The sequence below is a fragment of the Streptomyces sp. NPDC056734 genome (genome assembly GCF_042790455.1).
Lineage (GTDB): Bacteria > Actinomycetota > Actinomycetes > Streptomycetales > Streptomycetaceae > Streptomyces.
Genome location: NZ_JBHTZD010000004.1, coordinates 381,931 through 406,745 on the forward strand (window position 1 = coordinate 381,931; position 24,815 = coordinate 406,745).

At 71.3% G+C, this 24,815-nt stretch carries 20 protein-coding genes and 1 pseudogene; 12 read left to right on the top strand and 9 right to left on the bottom strand.

The window, feature by feature from the left end; translation table 11 throughout:
* Window positions 1-182: 182 nt before the first annotated feature.
* A complete protein-coding gene (locus ACFRFC_RS08075) occupies window positions 183-2,402 on the bottom strand; it encodes an NADP-dependent isocitrate dehydrogenase (RefSeq protein WP_382687235.1) in 2,220 nt (739 codons plus the stop codon).
* A gap of 156 nt (window positions 2,403-2,558) precedes the next feature.
* Window positions 2,559-3,668: a mechanosensitive ion channel family protein gene (locus tag ACFRFC_RS08080; protein WP_382687238.1), complete on the bottom strand. Its 1,110-nt coding sequence runs from the start codon at window positions 3,666-3,668 to the stop codon at window positions 2,559-2,561.
* Between the two features lie 207 nt (window positions 3,669-3,875).
* Here ACFRFC_RS08080 and ACFRFC_RS08085 point away from each other — a divergent pair, with 207 nt between their 5' ends.
* Window positions 3,876-4,601, top strand: a complete 726-nt coding sequence (locus ACFRFC_RS08085) for an SDR family oxidoreductase (protein WP_382687240.1) — start codon at window positions 3,876-3,878, stop codon at window positions 4,599-4,601.
* Window positions 4,602-4,748: 147 nt separating this feature from the next.
* On the opposite strand, the gene ACFRFC_RS08090 is transcribed toward ACFRFC_RS08085, so the two are convergent.
* Both ACFRFC_RS08090 and ACFRFC_RS08095 read right to left on the bottom strand, forming a co-directional pair.
* Window positions 4,749-5,645 (bottom strand): SDR family oxidoreductase, encoded by an 897-nt coding sequence (locus tag ACFRFC_RS08090; protein ID WP_382687242.1) that lies wholly within the window; start codon window positions 5,643-5,645, stop codon window positions 4,749-4,751.
* A 370-nt stretch (window positions 5,646-6,015) separates the two neighbouring features.
* Window positions 6,016-6,924: a YbhN family protein gene (locus ACFRFC_RS08095; protein ID WP_382687485.1), complete on the bottom strand. Its 909-nt coding sequence runs from the start codon at window positions 6,922-6,924 to the stop codon at window positions 6,016-6,018.
* A gap of 406 nt (window positions 6,925-7,330) precedes the next feature.
* On the opposite strand from ACFRFC_RS08095, the gene ACFRFC_RS08100 reads away from it, so the two are divergent.
* A complete protein-coding gene (locus ACFRFC_RS08100; protein ID WP_382687245.1) occupies window positions 7,331-7,801 on the top strand; it encodes an Lrp/AsnC family transcriptional regulator in 471 nt (156 codons plus the stop codon).
* 32 nt (window positions 7,802-7,833) lie between these two features.
* Here ACFRFC_RS08100 and ACFRFC_RS08105 read toward each other — a convergent pair whose 3' ends face one another.
* A complete protein-coding gene (locus tag ACFRFC_RS08105) occupies window positions 7,834-8,319 on the bottom strand; it encodes an Lrp/AsnC family transcriptional regulator (RefSeq protein WP_382687248.1) in 486 nt (161 codons plus the stop codon).
* A gap of 331 nt (window positions 8,320-8,650) precedes the next feature.
* Between ACFRFC_RS08105 and ACFRFC_RS08110 the strand changes: the two genes are divergently transcribed.
* The 9 genes from ACFRFC_RS08110 (at window position 8,651) to ACFRFC_RS08150 (ending at window position 17,651) form a co-directional block, all read left to right on the top strand.
* The gene (locus ACFRFC_RS08110; protein WP_382687250.1) at window positions 8,651-9,616 is read left to right on the top strand and encodes an ABC transporter permease; all 966 of its coding nucleotides are present in this window, start codon (window positions 8,651-8,653) and stop codon (window positions 9,614-9,616) included.
* Complete coding sequence (locus tag ACFRFC_RS08115) at window positions 9,613-10,410, top strand: ABC transporter permease (protein ID WP_382687253.1); 798 nt, start codon at window positions 9,613-9,615, stop codon at window positions 10,408-10,410. Before ACFRFC_RS08110 ends, ACFRFC_RS08115 begins: the two co-directional genes overlap by 4 nt.
* A gap of 82 nt (window positions 10,411-10,492) precedes the next feature.
* Entirely contained in the window at window positions 10,493-11,572 is a 1,080-nt protein-coding gene (locus ACFRFC_RS08120; protein WP_382687256.1) for a PotD/PotF family extracellular solute-binding protein, read from the top strand.
* A 2-nt stretch (window positions 11,573-11,574) separates the two neighbouring features.
* The gene (locus ACFRFC_RS08125; protein WP_382687259.1) at window positions 11,575-12,690 is read left to right on the top strand and encodes an ABC transporter ATP-binding protein; all 1,116 of its coding nucleotides are present in this window, start codon (window positions 11,575-11,577) and stop codon (window positions 12,688-12,690) included.
* A 112-nt stretch (window positions 12,691-12,802) separates the two neighbouring features.
* Window positions 12,803-13,603 carry a carbon-nitrogen hydrolase family protein gene (locus tag ACFRFC_RS08130; protein ID WP_382687261.1) on the top strand — a complete coding sequence of 267 codons (801 nt, stop codon included), beginning with the start codon at window positions 12,803-12,805 and terminating at the stop codon, window positions 13,601-13,603.
* Between the two features lie 8 nt (window positions 13,604-13,611).
* Entirely contained in the window at window positions 13,612-14,286 is a 675-nt protein-coding gene (locus tag ACFRFC_RS08135; protein ID WP_382687264.1) for an RraA family protein, read from the top strand.
* Window positions 14,287-14,411: 125 nt separating this feature from the next.
* Window positions 14,412-15,131: a 3-keto-5-aminohexanoate cleavage protein gene (locus ACFRFC_RS08140; protein WP_382687267.1), complete on the top strand. Its 720-nt coding sequence runs from the start codon at window positions 14,412-14,414 to the stop codon at window positions 15,129-15,131.
* Between the two features lie 335 nt (window positions 15,132-15,466).
* A complete protein-coding gene (locus tag ACFRFC_RS08145; RefSeq protein WP_382687270.1) occupies window positions 15,467-16,801 on the top strand; it encodes an MFS transporter in 1,335 nt (444 codons plus the stop codon).
* 367 nt (window positions 16,802-17,168) lie between these two features.
* The gene (locus tag ACFRFC_RS08150) at window positions 17,169-17,651 is read left to right on the top strand and encodes a hypothetical protein (RefSeq protein WP_382687272.1); all 483 of its coding nucleotides are present in this window, start codon (window positions 17,169-17,171) and stop codon (window positions 17,649-17,651) included.
* Between the two features lie 503 nt (window positions 17,652-18,154).
* On the opposite strand, the gene ACFRFC_RS08155 is transcribed toward ACFRFC_RS08150, so the two are convergent.
* From ACFRFC_RS08155 to ACFRFC_RS08170, 4 genes are all read right to left on the bottom strand, one after another.
* Window positions 18,155-20,017, bottom strand: a complete 1,863-nt coding sequence (locus ACFRFC_RS08155; RefSeq protein ID WP_382687274.1) for an SPFH domain-containing protein — start codon at window positions 20,015-20,017, stop codon at window positions 18,155-18,157.
* Window positions 20,014-21,507, bottom strand: coding sequence for a TIR domain-containing protein (locus ACFRFC_RS08160; RefSeq protein ID WP_382687488.1), 1,494 nt, complete (start codon window positions 21,505-21,507; stop codon window positions 20,014-20,016). The genes ACFRFC_RS08155 and ACFRFC_RS08160 overlap by 4 nt, the downstream gene beginning before the upstream one ends.
* A 210-nt stretch (window positions 21,508-21,717) precedes the next feature.
* A complete protein-coding gene (locus tag ACFRFC_RS08165) occupies window positions 21,718-22,320 on the bottom strand; it encodes a toll/interleukin-1 receptor domain-containing protein (protein ID WP_382687276.1) in 603 nt (200 codons plus the stop codon).
* Between the two features lie 1,120 nt (window positions 22,321-23,440).
* Window positions 23,441-24,205: a sporulation protein gene (locus ACFRFC_RS08170; RefSeq protein ID WP_382687278.1), complete on the bottom strand. Its 765-nt coding sequence runs from the start codon at window positions 24,203-24,205 to the stop codon at window positions 23,441-23,443.
* Window positions 24,206-24,301: 96 nt separating this feature from the next.
* Between ACFRFC_RS08170 and ACFRFC_RS08175 the strand changes: the two are divergent.
* Window positions 24,302-24,547 (top strand): annotated as a pseudogene (locus ACFRFC_RS08175) (ISAzo13 family transposase); the annotation flags it as partial.
* Window positions 24,548-24,815: the final 268 nt, after the last annotated feature.

Below are 24,815 nucleotides of genomic sequence, written 5' to 3' on the forward strand. Positions count from 1 at the left end.
GGGCGCGGGGAACTGCGCGACCAGCCCCCACCGGGCCCGCAGTCGAAACGCAGCCGCCGACGCGCCGTGCACGGCCGAGCCCCGACCGGACGGTACCGGTCGGGACCCGGCCGCTGCGGGGAGCGTCCCACCCCGTGGTGTCCCGCCCTCGTGGTGTCCCGCGTCGCCGCCGGAGGTAACCGTCAGCTCAGCGACGCCAGCGCCGCGTTCCACGTGGCCGACGGACGCATGACCTCGGCCGCCCTGGCCGCATCCGGCTGGTAGTAGCCGCCGATCTCCGCAGGGGACCCCTGGACGGCGTTCAGCTCGGCCACGATCGTCTGCTCGTTCGCCGCGAGGCTCTCGGCGAGCGGCGCGAACGCCTTGCCCAGCTCGGCGTCGTCGGTCTGCCGGGCCAGCTCCTGCGCCCAGTACAGCGACAGATAGAAGTGGCTGCCCCGGTTGTCGATGCCGCCGACGCGCCGGGTCGGGGACTTGTCCTCGTCGAGGAAGGTCGCCGTGGCGCGGTCCAGGGTGTCCGCGAGGACCTGGGCGCGGACGTTGCCGGTGGTCTTCGCGAACTGCTCCAGGGACGGGACCAGCGCGAAGAACTCCCCGAGCGAGTCCCAGCGCAGGTAGTTCTCCTTGACCAGCTGCTGGACATGCTTGGGCGCGGAGCCGCCGGCGCCGGTCTCGAACAGGCCGCCGCCCGCCATCAGCGGGACCACCGACAGCATCTTGGCGCTGGTGCCCAGCTCCAGGATCGGGAACAGGTCGGTGAGGTAGTCGCGCAGCACATTGCCGGTGACGGAGATGGTGTTCTCACCGCGCCGGATGCGCTCCACCGACAGCTTGGTGGCGTCGACCGGGGCGAGGACACGGATGTCCAGGCCCTCGGTGTCGTGCTCCGGCAGGTACGCCTCGACCTTGGCGATCAGGTTGGCGTCGTGGGCGCGGGTCTCGTCCAGCCAGAAGACGGCCGGGTCGCCGGAGGCGCGGGCGCGGGTGACGGCCAGCTTCACCCAGTCCCTGATCGGGGCGTCCTTGGTCTGGCAGGCGCGGAAGATGTCACCGGCGGACACGGCCTGCTCGATGACGGCGGTGCCGTTCGCGTCGACCAGGCGGACCGTGCCGGTGACCGGGATCTCGAACGTCTTGTCGTGGCTGCCGTACTCCTCGGCCTTCTGCGCCATCAGGCCGACGTTCGGGACCGAGCCCATGGTGGACGGGTCGTAGGCGCCGTTCGCCCGGCAGTCGTCGATGACGGCCTGGTAGACGCCGGAGTAGGAGGAGTCGGGGAGCACCGCGAGGGTGTCGGCCTCCTGGCCGTCCGGGCCCCACATGTGGCCGGAGGTGCGGATCATGGCCGGCATCGAGGCGTCCACGATCACATCGGACGGGACGTGCAGGTTGGTGATGCCCTTGTCCGAGTCGACCATCGCGAGGGCCGGGCCCTTGGCCAGCTCGGCGTCGAAGGACGCCTTGATCTCGTCGCCCTCGGGCAGTGCCTCCAGGCCCTTGTGGATGCCGCCCAGACCGTCGTTCGGGGTGAGACCGGCGGCGGCGAGCTGAGCCCCGTACCGGGCGAAGGTGTCCGGGAAGAAGGCGCGCACGACATGGCCGAAGACGATCGGGTCGGAGACCTTCATCATCGTGGCCTTGAGGTGTACGGAGAACAGCACCCCGTCGGCCTTGGCGCGGGCGATCTGGGCGGTGAGGAACTCGCGCAGCGCGGCGACCCGCATGACGGAGGCGTCGACGACCTCGCCTTCGAGTACGGGTACGGACTCGCGCAGCACGGTCGTGGAGCCGTCGTCCCCGACCAGCTCGATCCGCAGCGAACCGGCCTCGGAGAGCACGACCGACTTCTCGGTGGAGCGGAAGTCGTCCACGCCCATGGTGGCGACGTCGGTCTTCGACTCGGCGGACCAGGCGCCCATGCGGTGCGGGTGGGTCTTGGCGTAGTTCTTCACCGAGGCGGGGGCGCGGCGGTCCGAGTTGCCCTCGCGCAGCACCGGGTTCACGGCGGAGCCCTTGACCTTGTCGTAGCGGGCGCGGATGTCGCGCTCCTCGTCGGTCTTGGGGTCGTCCGGGTACTCCGGCAGCGTGTAGCCCTGGCTCTGCAGCTCGGCGACGGCGGCCTTGAGCTGCGGGATCGACGCCGAGATGTTCGGCAGCTTGATGATGTTGGCCTCGGGCGTCCTGGCCAGCTCGCCCAGCTCACCGAGCGCGTCCGGGATCCGCTGGTCCTCGGCGAGGTACTCCGGGAACAGTGCGATGATCCGGCCCGCCAGCGAGATGTCCCGCGTCTCGACGGGGACACCGGCCTGCGCCGCGTACGCCTTGACCACCGGCAGGAACGAATACGTCGCCAGGGCGGGGGCCTCGTCAGTGTGCGTGTAGATGATGGTCGAGTCAGTCACCGGGTGCTCCGCTCCACGTCTGCAACATTGCTCGACATCAAGATATCTCGTGCCGGGGGGTCGACCGACAGGGGTTCGGCGGACAGGTTTCGCGACGCGGGGGAGGAGGGGCGGACGGGCCACGGGGGCCGGTCCCCGCCCTCCGCCCCGCTCGGGCTACTCGAACCGCGCCGCCGGCAGCTCGCCCGGCCCGTTCTCCGCGCCCGCGCTCCCGCCCCGCTGCTGCGGGATCACCACCGCCCCCTGCTGCAACGCCACCGTCCGGGTGGGCGCCGGGATGCGGATGCCCTCCTTGCGGTAGCGCTGGTGGAGCCGCTTGATGAACTCGTGCTTGATCCGGTACTGGTCACTGAACTCGCCCACACCCAGGATCACCGTGAACCCGATCCGCGAGTCCCCGAAGGTGTGGAACCGCACGATCGGCTCATGGTCCGGCAGCGCGCCGTCGACCTCGGCCATCACCTGACCGACGACCTCGTTCGTGACCCGCTCCACCTGGTCCAGATCGCTGTCGTACGCCACCCCGGCCTGGACCAGGATGGTCAGCTCCTGCTCGGGGCGCATGAAGTTGGTCATGTTGGTCTTGGCGAGCTGCCCGTTGGGGATCACGACCAGGTTGTTGGAGAGGTTGCGCACGGTCGTCTGCCGCCAGTTGATGTCCTCGACATAGCCCTCCTCGCTGCTGCTCAGCCGGATGTAGTCACCGCGCTGCACGGTGTTGGAGGCGAGGATGTGGATGCCCGCGAAGAGGTTGGCGAGGGTGTCCTGGAGGGCCAGTGCCACCGCCAGACCGCCGACGCCGAGGGCGGTGATCATCGGGGCGATCGACACGCCCAGCGTCTGGAGCACCACCAGGAAACCGATGGCCAGCACCAGGACGCGGGTGATGTTGACGAAGATGGTGGCCGAACCGGCGACCCCGGAGCGGGCCAGCGTCACCGACTGCACCGTCCCGGCGATCAGCCGGGCCGCCGCGGCGGTCACCACGAAGATCAGCAGCACGGTGAGCGTCTGGTTGGTGTGGTGCTGCACGGTCTCCGTCAGCGGCAGCACCGCCGCCCCGGCCGCCGCGCCGCCCACCAGCGCCGCCCACGGCACCATGATCCGCAGCGCGGCCACGAGCACGTCGTCGCCGCTCCAGCGGGTGCGGTCGGCCTGCTTGCCCAGCCAGCGCAGCAGCACCCGCAGCAGCAGCGCCGCCAGCACACCGGCGGCCAGGGCGATCCCGGCCAGCATCAGATCGTCCACGGTCAGCGCGCGGTCCATCGGTCACCTCCGGACAGACGCGGTGCGGCGCCCGGGGGCGTCGGCGGCCGGGTGGGGAGTGTTGTCACGTGCTCACCTGTTCGTTCCGGTTCGTTCCGGGATCGGGCAACTCGCCCCGCTCGGCTGGCGGCGGGGCGCGATTCGCTCATACTGCCGTACAGGGCACACCAGTTCGTACCGAGAGGCTCGGCCACGGGGAGTTCGCAGATGGCACAGCAGCGGGCCGGGGACGGCGGAACGACGCCGGTCGCCGTGGTGACCGGCGCCAACCGGGGCATCGGCCACGAGGTCGTACGGCAACTCGCCGACCGGGGTCACCGGGTGGTCCTCGGCTCCCGCGACCTGGCCAAGGGCGAGGCCGCGGCGGCCCGGATCGACCCCGGCGGCGAGCGCGTCACCCCCGTACGGCTGGACGTCGCCGATCCGGCGAGCGTGGACACGCTGGGGACCTGGGTCGCCGAACGGTTCGGCCGCGCCGATGTGCTCGTCAACAACGCCGCGATCCTCTACGACACCTGGGCCCGGGCCGTCGCCGCCGATCTGGCGGAGGTGCGGCGGGCCCTGGACACCAATCTGTTCGGCGCCTGGCGGGTCACCCAGGCCCTGCTCCCGCTGCTGGAACGCAGCCCGCGCGCGAGGGTCGTCAACGTCAGCAGCGAGGCCGGTTCGCTGGCGTCGATGAGCGGCGGCATCCCCGCGTACGCCGTCTCCAAAGCCTCGCTCAATGCCCTCACCCGGCTGCTGGCGGGGGAGCTGCGCGGCCGTGGGGTGCTGGTCAACGCGGTGTGCCCGGGGTGGGTGGCCACCGACATGGGCGGCGCCGGTGGCCGTCCGGTGGCGGAGGGGGCGGCGGGGGTGGTGTGGGCGGCGACCCTGCCGGACGACGGGCCGAACGGGGGGTTCTTCCGGGACGGGCGGCCGGTGCCGTGGTGAGGTTCTTGGGCTGCTGCGGGCCGTCGCGTCGGGAAGCCGTCGCGTCGAGGAGCCGTCGCCTCGGGAAGCCCTCTCGTCCGGAAGCCGGCAGATCGAGAAGCCGGCAGATCGAGAATTCGGGAAGTCGGGAAGTCGGGAAGCGGTGCGTCACGTCCGGAAGTAGTGGCCCTCCGCCAGGTCCGCGAGCAGGCCCGGCTGCTGCGGGTGCCAGTCCAGGCGCTCGCGGGTGAGGGTGCTCGTCGCCGGGACGTCCGTGGCGGCGAAGGTGCCCAATGGGCCGAAGTGGTCGATGGCCTCGTCGGCGGCGATCGACACCACCGGCACTCCCAGTCCCTCGCCGATGGCCCCGGCGATGTCCCGGAACGGCACGCCCTCGTCGTCGACACCGTGCAGCCGTGAGCCCGCCGGGGCCGCCTCCAGCGCCAGCCGGAACAGCCGGGCCGCGTCCAGCCGGTGCATGGCGGGCCAGCGGTTGGTGCCGGTGCCGATGTACGCGGCGACGCCCTTCTCCCGCGCGATCCGGAGGAGCGTCGGCACGAAGCCCTTGTCGCCCGGGCCGTGCACCGACGGCGGCAGCCGTACGACACCGGCGCGCACCCCGCGCTCCGCGAGCGCCAGCGTGGCCTGCTCGGCCGGGGCCCGCAGAGCGCCCGGTACGGCGGGGTCGGCGGGGTCCTCCTCCGTGGCCACCCGTCCCGGGGAGACTCCGGCGACGCCCGAGGTGACGACGAAGGGGCGGTCCGAGCCCGCGAGGGCCTCGCCGATCGCCTCGATGGCCCGCAGATCGGTGAGTGAGGCGGCGGCGTAGTCGGAGAAGTCATGGATGAAGGCGGTGTGGATCACACCGTCCGCCGCGTCCGCCCCGCTCCGCAGGGAATCGAGATCATCGAGGGCGCCGCGATGCGCCTCGGCTCCGGCGGCGGCCAGCGCGGCGGCGGCCCCCTCCGAACGGGCGAGCCCGACGACCGTGTGCCCGGCGTCCAGCAACTGGCTGACAACAGCGCTGCCGATGAATCCGGTCGCGCCGGTGACGAAGACACGCACGGTGTGCTCCCTTGCTGACGGAGATGCGGCGAGGCGGGTGTGGTTCGGCGGGCCTGCTTCTTGACGCGGAGCACCGGCCACCAGTGCGGCGGGTCGGGCCACGTAGGCGGCGGGTCGGCCACCCATACGGAGAGTCCGCCGCTGCTTCCATCGTCAGGACGCGAGACGCCCGGCGTTCGGAGGCTGCCGCGCGTGGGACCGTACGGAAGGGAGATCACCGCAGGTCGACGCGGCTCTCCAGATGTCCGGCGCGGCCGGTCGGCGCTACGCCGGCCGTATGACCCACATCCTCACCCGCAACCTCACCCGCATCCGCCCCGGCTCACATCCGCCCTGGCTCGCATCCGCCCTGGCTCGCATCCGCCCCGGCTCAGATCACCTTCAGCCGCACAAGCGCCCCCAGCGTCAGCGCCCCCGGCACCAGCGGAACCCACACCGTGATGATCCGGTACGCCAGGACCACCGCCGTGGCCACGGTGACCGGGCTGCCCGCCGCCACCAGGGCCACGATCAGCGCCGCCTCGACCGAGCCGAGTCCACCCGGGGTGGGTACCACCGCCACGGCCACCGTGGCCGCGAGATAGGCGAGCGCCATGTGCCAGGGCGGCACCGGCAGCCCCAGCGCCGTCCCGACGGCCGCGAGCCCGGCGGCCTGGAGGGCCGGGAAGGCCAGCGACCCGCCCCACAGCGCGAGGGCCCGCGCGGGATGGGCGTGCACGGTACGGGCCTCACCGAGCGCGATGCGCAGAAAGGTGACGACGGGAGTGCGGAGCCGTCGTACGAGGGCGAGGACGGTCAGGGCGACGACGGCCGTACCGCCGACGGCGGCCAGCAGGGGCAGCGCCACGCCGTCCGGGACCAGGGAGTCCAGCCGCAGGGCGTCCGGGAAGGCGATGAACAGGGCCGCCAGCAGTCCGACCCGGGCCACGGCCTCGGCCAGCAGATACAGCGCGAGGGCCGCCGAGGAGCGGGCCAGGGGCAGCCCGCACACCGTCATGAACCGCAGATTGACCGCGCTCGCGCCGAGCCCGGTGGGCAGCAACTGGTTCGCCGACCCGGCCGCGAACTGGGTGACCAGCAACCGCAGCGCGGGCAGCCGGTCCACCACCGCGCCCTGCCGGGTCACCGCCGCCGCCACCCAGGTCAGACAGGTCGCCCCGGCCGCCGCCAGCAGCCAGGGCCACTCGGCCGCCGCCAGCTGCCGGAAGCCCGCCACGAGCACCTCACGGTGCTGGACGGCGACGGCGGTCACCAGGGCGAGCGGCAGAAGGACGAGCATCCGGCGCACCGGGACCCGCCGGAACGCCCGGCGCACCCCCGCGTACCGGGCCGTCGGGGCGGTGTCCTGTGGCGGGTCGGGCGGGTCCGGCGAGTCCGGCGGCGTCTGTGCGGCTGTCACACTCGCAGAGGTTCTCCGCAGCGCCTCAACTGCGGGTTGCGGCTGCGCGGACGCCGGTTTACGGACGGACTGCGGGCTTGTGCCGGGCCGACGGCAGACCGCCGAGGTCGTCCATATCCGTCACATTCATCAGATCCATCAGATCCATCAGATCCATCAGATCCATCAGATCCATCAGAACTATCAGAACTGTACGGAGAACTGTATGGAACCCCTCGTATCGGCTGATTTGTGACAGGTGACACATTCGGTCAACTTGGCGCGTTTCGGATGACATGGTGGGGGCGTGCTCGACGACACCGACCGCAGGATCATGCGTACCCTCACCCGCGACGGCCGGACGCCCTACACCACGCTCGCCCGTGAGCTGGGCGTCTCGGAGGGGACCGTGCGGCAGCGGGTGGCCCGGCTCCAGGAGAGCGGGGTGCTGCGGATCGTCGCCCTGTGCGATCCGCTGCGGCTGGGGCACCAGTCCGTACGGCTGATGATCCGGGTGCGGGACCTCACCCCGAGGGCGGTGGCCAAGACTCTCTCCGGCATGCCGATGATCAACCATGTGGCGCTGTGCGCCGGGAGCCAGGACATCTTCCTGGAGGGAACCTGCCGCGACCAGGCCCAGCTCGTCCAGCTGCTCGACGACATCCGGATGCTGCCCGGGGTCTCCCGCGTGCAGGTGCTTCTGCTGCTGGAGCTGTTCAAGGACTACTCGTGGCAGGGGCTCGCCACCGCCGTGGGCCAGGGAGTCGCCGAGGAGTGAACCGCTCTCCCCGGCTCGCCGGGCCCCCACCCTCACCCAGGAATGATCCGCTTCTCCGGCCGCACCGGCACCTCCCGGAACCCGGCCCACAGATACGAGTCCTTGATGACCTCCAGCACGGTCAGCGCCTCCGCGTGCGCGACCCCGTTGACCCGGCGCACCCGCTCGGTGAGCAGCTCGGCCAGATGCTCCAGGTCCCGGCAGCGGACGTCGACGATCAGGTCGTACGGACCCACGCAGGAGGCCACGTACCGCACCTCCGGCATCCGTGACATCTCGCGGGCCACCAGCGCCACCGGGATGTGGTGCACCCGGACCGCGAGATGGACCTCCATCTCGCCCATGCGCACCGCGTCCGTCATGCCGACGACCTGGACCACGCCCTTGCGCTGGAGCCGCTGGTAGCGGGCCCGCACCGACGCCTCGGACAGGCCCACCGTCCGCCCGATCTCGGCGAAGGAGCGCCGGCCGTCCACCCTGAGCTGATCGATGATCTGCCGGTCCAGGTCGTCGATCATCGGGGAACCTCCAGGGCGGCTGCGAGGCCGTGGCCACGGGACAGTAGTTGCTCTTTGCACCAGTTGCTCTTTGCACCTTTATGCCCAGGGCCCAGGAGTGTCAATGTCGTCGGTCACATCCGCACCCCGCTGCGATACGCGTGGAAAACGCTGCCACTTTCCACGGGATTCGTTGCGGACTCATCTTTCGGGTCGTCGCCCGTTCCACCACGCTTTCCCCATCCGACATCTCAGCGCCGAGGGCCGGAGCCCGCCCCGGTCCGGACAAGGAGTTCCCGCACATGCGACACACCATCCCTCCTCTCCCCCCGACACCCCGGCGGACGCTCCGGTGACGGTCACGGCGACCGCCGCGGGCGCCCCCGCCGAGCGGCCGGGCGCGGGCCGGGCGGGGTCCGGGCAGGCATCGGGTCCGGCCTCCGGCGGCGGAGCCGCCCGGCAGCCGCGCGCCCGCCGGGCCATGGTGACGACGCTGCTGCTCGCCCCCGCCGGGATCACGGTCCTCGGACTGGTCCTGGTGCCGCTGCTGCTGGTGGTGCGCAACAGCTTCGCCTCGGCGGACGCCTACGGCGGCATCCAGGGCGGCTGGACCCTGTCCAACTACCAGGACCTGATGGACCCGGTCTATCTCAAGGTCTTCAGCTACAGCCTGGGCATGGCGGCCCTGAACACCGCCGTCTGCCTGGTCCTCGGCTATGTCGTCTCGTACTACCTGTCCAGCCGGTCCCCGCAGCGCCAGATGCTGCTGCTCCTGCTGATCATCGTGCCGTTCTGGACCGACTTCCTGGTGCGGACCTTCGCCTGGATCAATCTGCTCAGCCCCGGCGGCCCGGTGAACAGCCTGACCGACGCCATCGGGTTCACCGACGGCAGCACCCAGTGGATCCCCAGCCAGGGTGCCTCCTTCATCGGCCTCGTGTACGCCTTCCTGCCCACCGCGATCTTCCCGATCTACGCCTCGCTGCGCGGCGTCGACGGCTCCCTCGGCGAGGCCGCCCGCGACCTGGGCTGCGGCTGGTGGCGGGTGCACACCCGGGTGCTGCTGCCGATCGCCCGGCCCGGCATGCTCGCCGCGGCCCTGCTCACCTTCATCCCGACCCTCGGCGTGTTCGTCATCCCGGTGCTGCTCGGCGGCGGACGGGACCAACTGGTCGGCAATCTCATCGTCACCCTCTACACCGAGTTCCGTAACCAGCCCATGGGCGCCGCCGCCTCGGTCGTACTGCTGCTGCTGATGGTGGCGTCGATGGCGGTGTTCGGACTGGCCGTCCGGCGGCTGAGGAGGAAGTCCGCATGAAGCATGCCCTCGACACCGTGACCGCCTGGCTGGCCCGTGGCGTCATCGCCTTCCTCTACATCCCCATCGTCGTGGTGGTGGTGCTCTCCTTCAACGACTCCGAAGTCACCTACAAATGGGAGGGCTTCAGCACCCGCTGGTACGGGCAGCTCGCCGACAACACCGAACTGCTCGCCGCGCTGCGCATCAGCGCCGAGACCGCGCTGATCTCCGCCACCCTCGCCACCCTGTGCGGACTGCTCGCCGCCATGGGCATGGCCCGGCTCCGCGGCCGCGGCAAGGCACTCTTCTCCAGCGGGCTGTTCCTGCCGCTGATCATCCCGGAGATCGTGCTCGGCGTGGCCCTGCTGTCCGTCTTCGGCGCCATGCACGTCGACCTGGGGATGACGACCCTGGTCCTGGGCCATGTCGTGGTGACCCTGCCGTACGCCTCGCTGATCGTCCTCGGCGCCTACGCGGCGCTCGAGCCCTCGCTCCAGGAGGCCGCCACCGACCTCGGGTGCAACCCCTGGCAGTCGTTCCGCCGGATCACCCTGCCCCTGCTGCGGCAGCCGCTGCTCGCCGCCTGGCTGCTCAGCTTCACGATCTCCTTCGGCAACATCGTGATGTCGACCTTCACCAACGGCGTCGGCAGCACCACCCTTCCGCTGCGCGTCTACTCGATGCTCAAGGGCGGTCTGACCCCGGAGATCAACGCGCTGGGCACGCTGCTCGTGCTCTTCACCCTGCTGATCATCGTCGGCGTGGGCCTGCGGCAGATGCGCCGGGTCCTGCTCGGAGCCGACCGCGCCTGACCCGCCCCTTTCCCTCTCTGCCCCGCCCTGCTCCTCCTCGCTCTTCTGTCACTCACGTGTCACTCATGAAAGGCACCACCCCATGCGCGCAAGAAGTGTCTCCAGAGGCGCCCTCGCCATCGCCGTCACCACCGTCACCGCCCTCATCGCCACCGGCTGCGGCGGCTCCGACTCGGGCTCGGCGTCCTCCGGCGGCGGCAAGGAGCTGAACATCTACGCCTGGGCCGGGGAGATCCCCGACTCCGTGGTGAAGAAGTTCGAGCAGGAGACCGGGATCAAGGTCACCCTCGACACCTTCGACAGCAACGAGACGATGACCGCCAAGCTCAGCTCGGGCTCGGCCGGATACGACCTGATCGAGCCCAGCCAGTACAGCGTGCAGCAGCTCATCGGGCAGCAGCTGATCGAGCCGCTGGACCACTCCCGCATCAAGGGCCTGGACAACCTCGCCGACAAATTCCGCGACCCGTCCTACGACCCCGGCAACAAGTACTCGATCCCGTGGATCTGGGGCACCACCGGCTTCGCCTACAACGACAAGTGCATCCCGTCGGCGACCAGCTGGCAGACGCTCTTCGACGAGAAGTACAAGGGCAAGGTCTACATGCTGGACAACATGCTCGCCGCGTACATCGCCGGGCTCCAGGTGACCGGCGCCCGCGCCACCAGCACCGACGAGGGCGAGATCAAGGCCGCCACCGACGCGCTGACCGACCAGAAGAAGATGCTCGCGGGCTACAACTCCACCAACTACCCGCAGCTGCTCTCCACCGGCCAGGCGTGCGCCGCCCAGGCGTGGAGCGGCACGGCCATGGCCAAGGTGGTCGCCGCCAACCCGAACGTGCACTACGTCCTTCCCGAGGAGGGCGGTTCGATCTGGACGGACGGCCTGTCCATCCCCAAGGGCGCCAAGAACACCGACTCCGCCTACCAGTTCATCAACTACCTCCTCAAGCCCGAGATCGCCGCCATGGCCACCGACGACGGCGGCAGCGCCAGCACCAACGAACAGGCCCGCGAGTTCATCAAGGACAAGAAGGCCCTGGAGAACCCGGCCGTCTACGCCTCCGACGAGGCCATCGCCAAGGCGGACTTCCTGCTCGACCCGGGCACCGCGATGAAGTACTTCCAGCAGGGCTGGACCAAGGTGAAGGCGTCCTGACGATGACCACCACGAAGACCGCCCCCAGGGCGGCGCTCCCCGACACCGACGCCCCGGCGGTACGGCTCACGGGCGTGGGCAAGACCTTCGGCACCACCCCCGCCGTCCAGGACGTCACCCTCGACATCCGCCGCAACGAGTTCTTCTCCATCCTCGGCCCCTCCGGCTGCGGCAAGACCACCCTCATGCGGATGATCACCGGCTTCGAGACGCCCACCGAGGGCACCGTCGAGCTGGGCGGCGTCCCCGCCAACTCCGTCCCGCCGCACAAGCGCGACCTGAACATGCTCTTCCAGAGCTACGCCCTCTTCCCGCACCTCACGGTCGCGGAGAACGTGGCCTTCGAACTGAAGGTGCGCAAGTCCCGCCCCAAGGCGGAGATCGCCGCGGCGGTACGGGAGTACCTGGCACTGGTCCGTCTGGAGGCGTACGGCGACCGTTCGATCGCCCAGCTCTCCGGCGGCCAGCGGCAGCGCGTCGCCATCGCCCGCGCCCTGATCGGCGGGCCCTCGCTGCTCCTTCTGGACGAACCGCTCGGCGCGCTCGACCAGAAGCTGCGGGCCGAGATGCAGCTGGAGCTGAAGAAGATCCAGCGCGAGGTCGGGGTGACCTTCGTGACCGTCACCCACGACCAGGAGGAGGCCCTGACCATGTCCGACCGCATCGCGGTGATGGACGGCGGCCGGGTCCTCCAGGTCGACAGCCCCGAGGCGATCTACGAACGCCCCGCGACCCGCTTCGTCGCCGACTTCATCGGTACGTCCAACTTCCTCACCGGCACCCTGGACGGCACCTTCGTCGACGTCCCCGGCCTCGGCCGGTTCGCGGCCCCGGAGGGCCACGGGCTCGCCCCCGGCACCCAGGCGCATCTCGCGGTCCGGCCGGAGAGCGTCCGCCTCGCCGCCCCGGACGCCGAACTGCCCGGCTGCGGCACCGTCCTGGACGGCACCCTCCAGCAGATCGTCTACCTGGGCAACGCCACCCGCTACCACCTCACCCTCACCGACGGCACGGAACTGGTCTCCGAGTCCCGCGGCCCCGACCGCAGCGGCCTCACCGCCGGATCGCCCCTCCGGGCGGGCTGGGACCCCGAGCGGTCCCGGCTGCTCGCGGAATGACCTCCGCCATGCGCCGCCCACATCCCAACGGCAGCCGGTCCCCGCGCCGCCCGCATCCGGCCCGCCGCCGGTCCCTGCCCGACCCCGTCCCCCCGCACAAGGAGATACGACCGTGAAGGTCGCCGCAGCACAATTCGCCCCGACCGCCGACGCGGTCGCCAACCTCGCCGTCATCGAGGAGATGACCGCCGACGCCGTCGCCGCGGGCGCCGAACTGGTCGTCTTCCCCGAGGAGTCGATGCTCCCCTCCGACTTCAGCACCGAGACCGACGCCCAGCTCAGGGAACTCGCCGTCGCCCACTGGGAGCCCTTCCTGGAGGGCCTGTCCCGCATCGCCCGCACCCATGGCATCGCGGTCATCGCCGCCGGCTACGAGGACAGCGGCACGGCACTCCCGTACAACACCATGGCCGCCGTGGACGCCGAGGGCGAGGTCCTCGGGCTCTACCGCAAGATGCATCTGTACGACGCCTTCGACTACAAGGAGTCGCGCCGCATCCAGCGCGGCGACACCGGCCCGGTCGTCGTCCGCATCGGTGACTTCAACGTCGGACTGGTCAACTGCTACGACATCCGCTTCCCGGAGTTCACCCGCTCCCTCGTGGAGATGGGCGCGGACCTGCTCGCGGTGTCGGCGGCCTGGGTCAAGGGCCCGCTGAAGGAGGACCACTGGCAGACCCTGCTGCGCACCCGCGCCATCGAGAACACCTGCTGGGTCGTGGCGTCCTCGCTGACCACCCCCGACTGCATCGGCATGTCGATGGCCGTCGACCCCCTGGGCGTGGTCCGCGCCGCGCTCGGCGAGGAGGAGCGCTCGCTGCTCGTCGTCGACGCCGACAAGGACCGGATCGACCGGGCCCGCACGGTCCTGCCCGTGCTCCGCAACCGCCGCATCATCATCGGACCGAGGTGACCCGTCCCATGCCCCTGGACATCCGCGACCTGCCCGCCCCCCTGGACACCGCCCTCGCCGAACGGCTGCGCACGGTCGACTTCCCCACCCTCGGCCACTATCTGGAGGAAGGTTTCTGCGACCCGGCGCTCCAGCGGATGGCCGGCTCCGGGAAGCTGGTCGGCCGGGCGGTGACGGTCCGCACCACGGCGACCGACTCCACGATGCTGCACCACGCGGCGGGACTGGTCGGCCCCGGCGATGTGATCGTGCTCGACACCGGCGGCGACCGCCGGCACGCCCCGCTGGGCGAGGTCCTGGTCAACGCCCTCGCCGCGCGCGGCGCCGCCGGTGCGGTGGTCGACGGCCTGTGCACCGACATCGACGCCCTGCGCGAGGTCGGCCTCCCGGTGTACGCCTTCGGGCGTACCCCGCTCACCACCAAGCTGCACGGCCTCGCCGACGGCTCCCTGTGCGCCCCCGTCACCTGCGGCGGGGTCCCCGTGCACGCCGGCGACCTGGTCCTGGGCGACGCCAACGGCCTGATCATCGCCCCGGCCGGCCGCCTCGCCGCGGTCCTGGACGAGGCCATCGAGGACGACGCCGAGGAACCCGCGCTGGTGGCCCAACTCCACCAGGGCAAGCCCCTGGGCTCCCTCACGGGCGCGACGGAGACCCTCCGGGGGCTGGGCGCGTTCGCCTGAGGCCGGGGGCTGGGCGCGTTCGCCTGACGAGGCTCGCCGCCGCCCTCACCCCCGTAAGCCTTTCTGCACCACCCCTCACCCCTGTGCTTCACCCCCCTACGCCATACCCCCTTGAAAGGACCACCGTGTTTCTGAAAGCCGCCGTCAACGGCGGGCGCTCCCGGACCGAGCACCCCACCGTCCCGGTCACCGCGGAGCAGATCGCCGCCGACACCGCCGCGGTGCTCGCCGCCGGAGCGGACGTCGTCCACTTCCATGTGCGCACCCCGGACGGCGGGCAGTCCATCCGCCCCGACGCGCTCGCCGAGGTGCTGCACGCGATCCGCGCCACCGCCCCCGAAGCGGTGGTCGGCACCACCACCGGCCTGTGGACCTGCTCCGGCCCCGAGGAACGCTACGAACTGGTCAAGTCCTGGGACGTGCTGCCCGACTTCGCCTCCGTCGCCTTCTGCGAGGAGGGCGCCACCGAGACCGCCGAACTGGTCCTGGAACGGGGCATGGTCCTGGAGAGCGCCGTCTGGACGATGGACGACGTCCCCGCCCTGCTGGCCTCCCCGACCCTGCACCACAACGTGCGCATCCTGATCGAGCCGGTGGAGGAGGACCCCGAGGAGGCGGTCACCGCGGCCCGCGCGATGGCGGAGCGTATCGTCGCCGCGGGTGTGACCTGCCCGATCCTCTACCACGGCGAGGGCGCCACGGTCTGGCCCCTGGTCCGCGCCGCCGCCGAGGACGGCCACCAGACCCGCATCGGCTTCGAGGACGGCACGACCCTGCCCGACGGCACGGCCGCGACGGACAACGCGGCGCTGGTGCGGGCGGTACGGGAGCTGACCGGGAGCTGACGCCGCGGGGCGACGGGGCCGACGTCCGCCGGGCGACCGACGGCTCGGCCCTGCCGCCCGCTGGAGGGCCGGTCGACGAGCGGTGTCCGGTGCGTGCGCGTGTGCACAAGGCCATCGGGCCGGATGACGCCTTCACCCGCCGTGCGACGGTGACCGACCTCTACGGTGTCACGGGGAGGACCCCCAACGCCCCGGTGGCGACGCATCTGGACACAGAGCGGTTCTGAGACGTGTTCATGAAGGCGCTCGTCGCTCTGGGACGACCAGTTGACCTGTGGAGGCCGACCTTGCCAACTGCTCCCTTACCGTCTCCCGGAGCGCGCCTGCTGACGGCTTTGGCCGGTGCGCAGCTGCTGGTGGCGCTCGACTTCTCCATCATCTACGTCGCGCTGCCCGACATCGGCGAGAGCCTGAACTTCTCCGCGGTCGCGCTGCAATGGATCGTGAGCGCGTACGCGATCTTCTTCGCCGGATTCCTGCTGCTGGGCGGACAACTGGCGGATGTGTTCGGCGCCGGCCGGGTGTTCGTCACCGCCCAGCTGCTCTTCGCCGTGTCCTCGACAGCCGCCGCGCTCTCGGGTTCGGCGGCGCTCCTGATCGCGGCGCGCGTCGGTCAGGGCGTGGCGGCGGCCCTGCTGGTGCCCGCGACACTGGGGCTGCTCAGTTCCGCCTACCCGGCCGGACCGGAGCGGGACCGGGCCGTGAGCGTGTGGGGGACCACGGGGGCGGTCGGCCTCGCCCTCGGCGTCACCGCCGGCGGCGGCATCCTCGCGGTGGCCTCCTGGCAGTGGATCTTCTGGGTGAACATCCCCATCGTGGCCGTCTGTCTGCTCGCCGCCGGAAACGCGGTCCGCTCCACCGCGACCCGAGCACGGGTTCCCGTCGCCGCCCTGGCCACCCTCTCGGCGTGCACCACGGTCGTCGCCGTCATCCTGGCCTTCACCGAACTCTCCCGCGCGCATCCCCACCCGACCGTCGTCGCCGCCGCACTGCTGGTGGCGGTCCTGGCGGGTGGGCTGCTCGCGCTCAGCCAGAGCCGGCACCGCCCCCTCGTGCCCCGGACACTGTTACGCGTACGGACCCTTCAGGTCGCCTGCCTGGTCGCGGCGTTGTACATGGCGAGCTTCGGGGCCGAGTTCTATCTCGTCACCCTGTATCTCCAGGACGTGCGGGCGTACAGCGCGCTCGCCGCGGGCCTGGCGTTCCTTCCGCTGGCCGGCGCCATCGTCGCGGGGAACACGGTCGCCGGCCGACTGGCCGGCCGCATGCCGCTGCGACGGCTGCTGTCCACGGCCTTCGTCACCGGCGCGGCCGGGCTCCTGGTGCTCGCCCTGGCCGCCGGCACCGACGGCGGATACGCGGCGGGCATCCTGCCGGGACTGCTGCTCAGCGGCTTCGGGCAGGGAATGGCGTTCACGACGATGTTCATCACGGGCACCCGGGACCTTCCGCAGGCAAGCAGCGGAACGGGAAGCGCCCTGGTGACAACGGCGCAGTACACCGGTGGCTCCATCGGACTGGCGCTGCTGGTCCTGCTCCACGGTGAGCACCCGGCGTCCCCGGACTTCGTGCGGACGTTCTGCGTCACCGCGGCCATCGCCCTGGTCGCCGCGCCGCTCGCGTGGTACCGCCTCGCGGGCACGGCACGAGGACCTGCGCCCGCGTGGTGAATCGCCGCACTCTTCGCGGGGCGCGGGGCGCGGGGCGCGGGGCGCGGGGCGCGAGGCGCGGGGCGCGGGGCGCGGGGCCGGCCGGCGCCGCCCCCGACTCGTCATCGGTCAGGGGAACCGCCCTTGACCTGCACAACGCAGGCAGGGAGCGAGGATCCAGGCCGTCTACCTGGAGGGCAAGCAAGGGTCCGTCGTCGCCGAGCTGAGAGCGGGACAGGGGCCCGGATACTTCGAATGCGAGATTGGCGGCGCCTGGTGGGTCGGCCGTGAGAGCCACCAACCGAACAACACCGGCACCTCCGCCTACGCCGCCGCCTCCGCCTTCCGCCGCGCGGTGGGCAACCTTCCGTAGAAGCGACGGGAACCCGTGAAAGCAGAGCGAGAAGGAAGGACCGCACCCTGGGCGAAGGCCCTGGGCGCCGTCCTGCTCATTCCAGCACTGGTCCTCGTCACCGTGTTCGCCGTCGGCCGGTACCGCGAGTCGGGCCGGGAGCGCGAGGCGTTCGAGGCGACCCGGACAGACGCGGCGCGGTTCGCCGACGCCCTGGTCGCGGCCGAGGACCCCACCCCGTCCGACCAGGACGTCCAGGCCGTCCTCGACCGCACCTCCATCGCCGGCCCGCGCAACGGGGCACTCGTCGAGGTGCGCCCCACAGAGCACGGCACCCGCATCCTCGTCCAGTTCTCCCGCACCTACGAGCGGAACCTCGCCGTCCTCGGCCCGGCCGAGGCCATGGCCACCCGCTGCTTCACCGTCGACCTGCCGGCGGCCGTCCCGGTCCGAGCCCAGGTCACGCCGCACGGCCCCGAGAAGTCCTGCCTGTCCCTGGCCGCTTCTTCACCGAGCTGACGGGAACGGCCCACGTCCGACACCGGCCATGTCTCCCCTCCTGTTCCGGGATCATTCCTCTCGGCACAGCGTCTTGACCTTCCGTTTCACGGCCTGGACAGCCTTCTTCGCGGGGTAGGCATAGACGCCGTGCTGCCTGGTCCCTCTCTTGAGGTGGCGCTGGATGTGCCATCCCGAGAAAGTCCAGGCCATCACTGCCCTCCCACTCGCACCAGTCGGCTCAGCCCTCGCGGCGACCTGTCCGGCCCCGCCCCCCAGCCTGCCCCCAGCCCGCCGCCCAACCGCGCGCCCAGCCTGCCGTCCGGTCCTCCGGGCCACCCGCCCCGCTCCCGCCTGTCCCGCCGGACCCGCCCGCCCCACGGGGTGCGGCGTTCAAGGCCCGGCTCTCCGGGCTGACCGCCAATCCGGGCTGTGCGGTGGACGGGATGCTCGCCTTCTGCTTCCTCGGTGTGCTCGTCGTGGTCGGCTGGCTCGTCATGTGACCGCCCCGCCACCTACCCGCGTCACACCCCGGCCCGCCCCTCGTCGTCGATGTCCCCGTCCGCCGCCTCCTCCGCCTCGCCGATGTCGTCGAGGCCCGCTTCGAGGGTCTCCATCCCGGGCTCCGTCAGCTCCCTGGCGCCCGGGGCGGCGGCGATCGGCTTGCCGGCCGGGCGCAGTTCGTGCAGCCGGGCCAGCATGTCCTGCATCGTGGCCATCGGCAGGGCCTGGACAAGCGCCGAGATGTCACCGCCGCCGATGTACTCGGGGACATCGAACTTGGCGAACTCCCTTACGATCCGGATCATCGACACGTTGTCCGGCCCCAGCAGGTCGACCTCCGCCTTGAGTTCGACGGCGACCCGACGGGACTCCTGCCGCGCCCGGTACTCGTCGATCAGGTCCTCCAGCTTGGCGTTCTTCAGGCTCACCCCGAGGCTTTCGCCGCGCATCTCCTCGTAGAACTTCTCCTTGAGGCGTTCGAGGAGGACGGGGTCGGTCGGGGTGAAGCGGCCGAGGGTGGTGCCCAGCATCGCCAGCTCCCACTTCTCCAGCGCGTGCATGACCCGGTCGGTGAGGTCCTTGCGGATGTCCTGATAGCTGGCGAGGAAGTCGAGCACGGAGCTGGTCATGGCGATCTCGGCGAAGTACCCGGCGACGGTCGGCCCGAGGACGTCCCGCACGAACCTCCGCATGGGCGCCCGGTCATCGACGAGCCCCCCGAGGTCGGAGTGGCTGTCGTTGCCGAACTGGCTGACCAGCTTGGGCGCCACCCGGGGCGGGATCTGGAGGTTCTGCGAGAGCGTCACCGCCAGGTCGAAGCCCTGGACGTTGACGACGATCTCCCCGAGGTCCGCGTCGTAGTTGTCGGTCTCCGTGCCCTTCTTGTTGTGCCAGGTCAGGATCAGCACCCGGGTCGGGATGAGCGTCACCCGCACGAACCAGGGGTTGAGCGAGTACGTCGTGCCCTGGCCCAGGGTCTCATCCTGGATGCCGCGCTGCCCGTTCCCCGCGAGGAACTCCCAGGGCTTGCGGAAACTGCTGTGCCCCGCGATCCGGGGCGCCACCGTGCCGGACTCGGCGTCCTGTGAGGGTTCGGCCCCGTCCAGGGTGACGACCACCCCGGCGTACCCCTCCTTGATGGAGATGTCCCGCAGATGCCGCGCCGTCAGCCCCTCCCGGGACTCGGCCACGTTGTCGACCGTGATGACCTTGAACAGCTCCGGGTTGATCGCGTACGAGGTGCCGCCGCCCAGGATGGCGAGCTGCTTGCCCTGCTCGCCGCCGCCGGACAGAAACGCCTGCCCGTCCTGGAAGCTGTCGCACTCGACATGGCGGCCGAACCGCTGGTCCGGCGGCCTGACCGCGCCCGCCTTGGCCTCCACCAGCCCGATCGTGCCGGTCGGCACATGGGTCCGGGAGCGTATCTGGACATCGAACAGCAGGGTGTTGAGGTGGTACGAGTGACCGCCGGCCAGGGTCGACACCTGCACGCCCTGTTCACCGCCGCCGAGCAGAAAGGCCGCGCCGTCGCGGAAGTTGTCGCACTCGACATGCCGTCCCACGGTGCGGCCGTCGGCCCGCAGTTGCCCCTCGCGCGCCGTGACGACGCCGATCATGTCCGCCGGGACATGCACGCGGGGCACGTACCGGACGCTGTGCACCACCGGGGTGCGCCAGTGGATGCTGCCGGGCAGCAGGGTGCGGGCGTGGACACCCTTCGCCTTGGCGGGGTTGATCTCGCGGAACGCGGGATCGGAGTGCGCAAGGCCGAAGCGGCGGGTGACGATGCCGACATGCTCGCGGGGCACCACCACCCGCCCCTGCCAGATGGCCCATCCGGTGCCCGCGAACAACAGCAGGAGGACAATCGAGAAAAATGTCATGGGGTGGCCTTCCACTCACGCAGCCGTGCGTGCACCGCCAGCACGGTCGAGGTCCAACGGTCGTACCAGTCGGGGTCGTTCTCGCGTCCGGGGTCACGGAGGGTGGGGAAGAACCCGGGGTGCCGGTCGGGTCCGGGCTCGCCCGGGTGTCTCGCGTCGTCCGGATGTCCTGTGTCGCCTGTGCGTCCTGGCTCGCCCGTCCCGGCGGCGGAGCGTCGTACGAAGTCGCGGTAGAGGCGGGGCGAGGGGTCCTCCGGGGAATCGCGCCAGCCCAGGGCCGCTCCCAGGTCCGTGAAGCGCGGGCCCCGGCGGCCCCGGCCCGCGAGGAGCGCGAGCTGACGGCCGAAGCCCTGGCGGTCGCCGGAGCGGTCGGCCCACAGCGCGTCGAGGCTCGCCAGCAGATCCAGCGGGACCTCGGCGGCCTGCCGTTCGCGCAGCCAGCCCTCGGTGAGCCGGCCGGCCGTCTCGAGCACGATCCGGGTGGTCAGCAGATCGGCGTGCGCGTACTCGCCGTCGGTGAGATGGGCGCGCAGCTGTTCGAGGGCCGCGGGGCGGGTCAGCGCGACCACCGGGGCCCGGGACCGGCCGCCGGGGGCGCGCGGCGGCGCCTCGGGGAGCCGGACCGGGCGGTGGTGGCGTACGTCGTCGTGCAGCCGGCGCAGCAGGTCCAGCCGGGCCGCGTCGGGGAGGCTGCCGTCACGGGCGTTCAGATGCCAGGTGGCGGCCAGATGGAAGTTGACCTCGCCCTCCAGCAGCACGGGCACGAACGGCCGCCCGTGGACCTGGCCCTCCAGGATCATCCGGGTGATGTCCTCGGAGTCCTGCGAGTGCGGGGTCATCACGACGACGACGGCCACCGCGTACCGCAGTTGCTGCCGGATCGTCCAGAAGTGGCCGTCGCCGGGCCGTAGATCGTCCGTCGACCACACCGGCAGTCCGGCCGACCGCAGACGGCGGGCCAGCCGTCCGCCGTAGGCGGCGTCGGCGGGGGCGTAGCAGACGACGAACGCGGGCTCGTCCGGGGGTGTGAGGGGGCGGGGCGGGGCAGGGTGGGCGGCGCGCAGGGTGTCGGGGGAGTGGCCGGCGCCGGCCGGGCGGGGGCGGTCGGCGATGACCGCCGCGAGTTCGGCGGCCATGGCCACGAACTCCTGTCCGGTGGCATCGCTGAAGTCCCGCCAGACCCGTTGGGCGGCGAACGGGGGCCGTGGGACGTGCCCGAGCAGCACCGGGATGAACCGCATGCCGTTCGAGGCCGCCTCGGTGGCCAGCACCGCGTACTCGTCCATGGCGCGCGCGTCCCGCATCGACGCCGGACTGATCACGGCGATGCCGTGCGCGGAGGCGCGCAGTTCCCGCTCCTGCTCGTGGAGCACGACCTGGCCCGGCTCGATGCTCAACTGGTCGTGGAACGGCGACAGTCCGTGCCCGGCGAGCTGTTCGGCCAGCAGCCGTGTCCAGTCGGCGTCATCGGCCGCGTACGAGAGAAACACCTTCAACCGCTCGGACCTCCTCGGCCGGACGGCGGGGGTTCGCGGTTGCGCGAAGGAGCCTGGCCGTCCGCTGCGGGGCAACCAGGGTAAGGGGGGTGCGCTCGGCTCCACCCCCCATTTCGCACAACTCCCGCGTGTAGGACTCATGTTGTGGCGCCAGGCGTCTCGTGGTGCGTGGCATGGCCCGTCGGGTGGGGGTGCGCGCGGGCGTCAGCCGGCCGGCCCTGCCGTCCGTCCGCGCACGACCCGCACCAGCCGCCCGACCTCGGTGTCGTACCGTGCGGACCCCGGCTCGCGCAGATCCACCGGCTGACGGATCGCGGCGAACGCCGGGAGACGGACGTCCGCCACCGGCGCCGGGACGAACCGCAGTCCCCCGCCGTGCGCCCGCTGGAGCAGCGCCGCGTACTCGTCGACGATCCGGGGGTCGTCCATCGTCGTACGGCCGAACAGCAGCACCCCCAACACGGCTTCGGACAAGGCGCGTTGGGATTCGAGGAGGGGAAGCAGTCCCGGCGCGACCCATTCCACCAGGAACACCGACGCACCGGCCCGGCGCAGGCTCTCCGCGAGCCGCCGGGCGGCCTCGCCGTCGGCGGTGGTGTAGGAGACGACGACTTCGTAGGAGGGGTGCTCGCCGGGGCGCTCGTCGTGCTGTTCGCCGGGCTCTTCGCGGGCGGGCCCGGACGGGGGCGGCGCGGCGCTGCCCCGCCGCCGGATCAGATGCTGGACGCCGACATAGCCGAAGTAGGTGGACGCCACCGTGGCGGCGAGCCCGACCGCCGTGATCACATCACCGACGACCGCGTCCATCGGCCCCCCTGGTGTCGACCGGCGGACCTCCGGCAGGGGCCCTGAGGGGAGTCTAGGTGCAGTGACCCGCAGCGCGGTTGAGACGGCTGGTGGGTGGCCGGCCGCCGAACGCGGCGCGGCTGCGAGCGTTGTTTGCGGGAGTGGAGGATGGCGGTGCGGTCCGCGGTCCGCTCGGCGTCGCCGGTGGCGCAGGCGGCACACCCGGGGTGTCCACTGCCGCCGGGGTGCGGTGGGGTGTCGGGTGGGAGCGGGCCGGAGCGGTCGCGCGGTCTGACGGCCCCTCGTCACGCCCGGCGCCGAATCCCCCGCCGGCAGGGTCTCCTCCAGCGGTACGGCCGGGTCCCAGGCGTGGTGCCTCGGCTTCAGCTCCTGCACCGGATACCCGTTCCGCGATGAGGTGGCCATCGTCCCGTCACACGCTGGAAGCCCATTCCGCATGAAGAAGCATCCTCTCTCCGAGACGTTCTCGGCGAGGCCGCCACAGCCGAGGAAGCCGTCGTCCTGGCACTGTGCTACCTCCCCACCGATGATCTCGGCCCGGCCGTCGCGGGAACCGTCCAGCAGGAGGGATTCCAGATCGCCGCCAGGCCACCCGGCGCGCACGTGAGTGACGCCGCGCCATCGCCATGAACTTTGATATCCATGGATGGTTGATGCGGCTGACTTGCGTGCCTCGTGTGTGCGGGGCACGGTGAGGGCTCGCTGCGGGGGAGTGGCCGGTCTCCGCTGGTGGCGTGGAGGGACGGCGGCCCGACATGCTCGCATGGGCGTCCAAGAACCCGCACCGGCGCCCACATGTGGTCACTCCAGTCGCCCTCGGGGTTCTCGTCCAGATGCTCGTCGAGTACTGACAGCCTCATCACCCGCCAGCGGACCGTCACCGGCCGTACAGCTCAGATCTCTACCAGCCAGCGTGAGGTGATCCAGGTGTACGGGCACACGGGGTCGAACCATAAGTCGACATCGTGCCGTTCCGTCATGTGATCAGCTCCTCGCGTGGTGGTGGGCGGCACAGTAGGGGGGCTCGCCCGAACCGCGGGGCGGCTTGCCCGTCCGTCGTGCGGACGAGCGGGTCTTGGGGCCTGCGCTGTCGAGCCGGTCCGGGAGTGCCGTGCTCGGTTCAGCCGCCGAACTGGGCTCTCAGGTGCCCGTCCAGCCTGGCCGCCAGTGCGGCCCTGCCTGTGGTCTCGTCATGGCCGAGGATCAGCGGTGCCGCCTGGCCGGGGCAGACGACGACCTTGTCGGCGCCGGTGACGAGCCAGAGTTCCAGTGTGCTGCCGTGCGGGTACCAGTCCGGGAAACGCATCTCGATCTCCTGCCACCAGCCGGCCGTCTGCAACCCCGCCCACCAGTCGGCCGCCTCCAGGGGTGACTTGGCGTGCCCCGGCTTCACCTCGGCCTCCAGGCGCCTGAAGCCGATATCCGTCATGGCGGTGAGAACGGCCTCCTGCGCGGGCAGCGCGTGCACCTGCACCTCGTCCAGGTCGCCCCGGTCGACGGCGTCGGCGACGGCCAGTTCGGTACGCACCGCGCAGTACGCGCCGTTGAGGGGCTGCCCGCCGGCGTGGGTCAGGGGCATCTCCCACGGCAGGTCGAAGGCCACTTCCTCGTCACGCTTATCACCAGCGGCAAGGGTGAAAGGCGAGGGAAAGGTGTGCTCGGCGACCGTCTTGAGGAAGCGGATCTCGTGTTCGCCATGGCTCTCGAAGCGGACGAGCAGTTCCACCGCGAACCGCTCGATCACGGTGTCGGCCGCCCCGCCCTCCAGCATCACCCGGGCCGTGAGCCGCTCACCTGGCCGGACCCGGGAGTCGGCCAGCTCGGTGGTGACCTTGGGCGGGTTGACTCCGTTCGCGACCAGCTTCAGAAACCTGCTGACAGCCATGTGGCCCCCGTATCTCGGAAACATCGTTCCGCAGACTTTAAGGGCTTGCAGGTCATCAAGGTGTTGCTTCCCATTTCTGGGGCTCGTTGGTGTGGCATGCGCATCGCGGACGAGGGCTGGTGCCCAACTCGCTTTGAGGTACGTGGTGTTGTTTCCGCATCTCGACGAGCGGCAGCGACGCTCGCTGCTGGCATCGGAGCAAGGCCGCTGGGGCACGGCGGGGTCTGGGCCGTAGCGCGGGAGGCCAGGGTGAGCGGGACGACGGTACGCAAGGGTGTGTTCGAGCTGGAGGCCGGACAGGCCCCGTTGGGGCGGGTTCGGCGACCGGGCGGAGGACGCAAACGCGGCATGGGCCGACTACCAGCAGTCGACCGGCCGAGCCCTCCGTGGCCTGATCGACGCCCTGGAGCCCTACGCCGCCCAACGCATGAAGCCTCCGGCCGACGGCCGTGCGACCGAGCCGGCAGCAGAACGGGTGGTGCGCTTGGCAGCGCAGCAGTGTTGAAGGAAGGGCTGGAGACCCGTCTGCCGTCACGGTGTGAGCCTGCCCGTGCGCAGGGATGAGCTTCCCAACACGCATGCCGGGGTCTGGACGGCGCCTTCAGGGTCG

Coding starts and splice junctions, on each gene's coding strand:
- ACFRFC_RS08155 (WP_382687274.1), bottom strand. CDS start 20,017: ATGACATTTTTCTCGATTGTCCTCCTGCTGTTGTTCGCGGGCACCGGA.
- ACFRFC_RS08080 (WP_382687238.1), bottom strand. CDS start 3,668: ATGGACCGCGCGCTGACCGTGGACGATCTGATGCTGGCCGGGATCGCC.
- ACFRFC_RS08085 (WP_382687240.1), top strand. CDS start 3,876: ATGGCACAGCAGCGGGCCGGGGACGGCGGAACGACGCCGGTCGCCGTG.
- ACFRFC_RS08170 (WP_382687278.1), bottom strand. CDS start 24,205: ATGGCTGTCAGCAGGTTTCTGAAGCTGGTCGCGAACGGAGTCAACCCG.
- ACFRFC_RS08095 (WP_382687485.1), bottom strand. CDS start 6,924: ATGCTCGTCCTTCTGCCGCTCGCCCTGGTGACCGCCGTCGCCGTCCAG.
- ACFRFC_RS08115 (WP_382687253.1), top strand. CDS start 9,613: ATGAAGCATGCCCTCGACACCGTGACCGCCTGGCTGGCCCGTGGCGTC.
- ACFRFC_RS08165 (WP_382687276.1), bottom strand. CDS start 22,320: ATGGACGCGGTCGTCGGTGATGTGATCACGGCGGTCGGGCTCGCCGCC.
- ACFRFC_RS08125 (WP_382687259.1), top strand. CDS start 11,575: ATGACCACCACGAAGACCGCCCCCAGGGCGGCGCTCCCCGACACCGAC.
- ACFRFC_RS08105 (WP_382687248.1), bottom strand. CDS start 8,319: ATGATCGACGACCTGGACCGGCAGATCATCGATCAGCTCAGGGTGGAC.
- ACFRFC_RS08120 (WP_382687256.1), top strand. CDS start 10,493: ATGCGCGCAAGAAGTGTCTCCAGAGGCGCCCTCGCCATCGCCGTCACC.
- ACFRFC_RS08135 (WP_382687264.1), top strand. CDS start 13,612: ATGCCCCTGGACATCCGCGACCTGCCCGCCCCCCTGGACACCGCCCTC.